Consider the following 1,283-nt stretch of genomic DNA (forward strand, 5'->3'; position numbering starts at 1 on the left):
CCATGTTCTCTAGTATCAGAGAGCATGGGGCTTTTTTTTTAGATCAATTTTCTAATGTATACAGTGTGATGTGAGGTTCTTTACCTGTTTCACAAGCACATATATCAATTGTCTTTGCTTCTGGTTCCGGGAAATACCGTAACGAGAAGACCTCTTCCCCTTTATTTACAAAGAGTTCTAATGAGGAACTTTCAAGAAACAAATGTAGCTGCGTTAATGGGTTCTTCAAAGTAACTGCTCGTGTTTCTCTATTACCAGTCAACCAATTTAACCGTGAAACCTCCACTCGATTTAGCCGTGCATCATATTCAACGCTACTATTATTCCTTATCTGAAGCTTGAATGAACCGGCTGTTTTTCTCCACTCTACCAGAATTTCATTTTGAAATGTGGGCAGCTGCAGAGAAGCTTCGGCCTTTCCTTCCATGACCATCGGAGAACCCTGTCTTAGTTGCTTCAATTCTGCTACTGGCTGCTGTTTTAGCTGTCCATCACTATACGTTAATTCTCTAGGAATAGTCAAATTATGGATCCAGCCATCTTGAATAGTCGGCACAGCCGCTTCAACTTCCGGTTCCATTACGCCCATCCATCCAAATAAGATTTGGCGGCCTTTATCATCTTGAAATGTTTGTGGAGCATAAAATTCAAATCCTCTATCCAATTCTTTAAAAGGCTGTTGATTGGTTAAAAACTTGCCAGCTTCTGTAAACACTCCTGTTAAATAACCGGATTGGTAAATATTGTTACATTCATCGCCTTTAGCCAACAACCCTTGCGGAGAAAAGATAAATGCTGATTTTTGATTGAATTGGACGACATCCGGACATTCCCACATAAAACCGAAATCAAATTCCTCATCCAAAAGCGAACCTTTGAGTGTCCAATCCATTAAATTATCCGAATGGTAAACCAAAGCATCGCCTGTTAACTCTTCTTTTTGAGCACCTAACACCATCCACCAGTCGTTATTCTTTCCCTGCCACACTTTTGGATCTCTTATATGTGCCGTGTACCCCTTTGGTTGGTTCAAAATGGGACCTTTCTTTTCAAAATGGATGCCGTCTTCTGAAACAGCTAAACATTGGTAGCTTTCGCGTTCATTTAGTTCATTTCGAACATTTCCGGTATAAAATAAATATAATTTATTTTCAAATGCTATGGCACTACCGGAATAACAGCCATTTTTATCAAACCAATCAACCGGCTCCAAAGCTACTGGCTGTTCAGTCCAGTGAACCAAGTCCATCGAAGTGACATGTCCCCAACTTTTGGTATTATGG

The 1,283-nt window shown here is 40.1% G+C and carries 1 protein-coding gene; it reads right to left on the reverse strand.

Annotated elements, in window-relative coordinates; translation table 11 throughout:
* Positions 1-43: 43 nt before the first annotated feature.
* Positions 44-1,283, reverse strand: a 1,240-nt coding sequence (locus tag RT405_RS01375; protein ID WP_313466925.1) for a sucrose-6-phosphate hydrolase, incomplete at its 5' end; no start/stop codon positions are given.

The organism is Carnobacterium sp. (assembly GCF_032094055.1).
Lineage (GTDB): Bacteria > Bacillota > Bacilli > Lactobacillales > Carnobacteriaceae > Carnobacterium_A.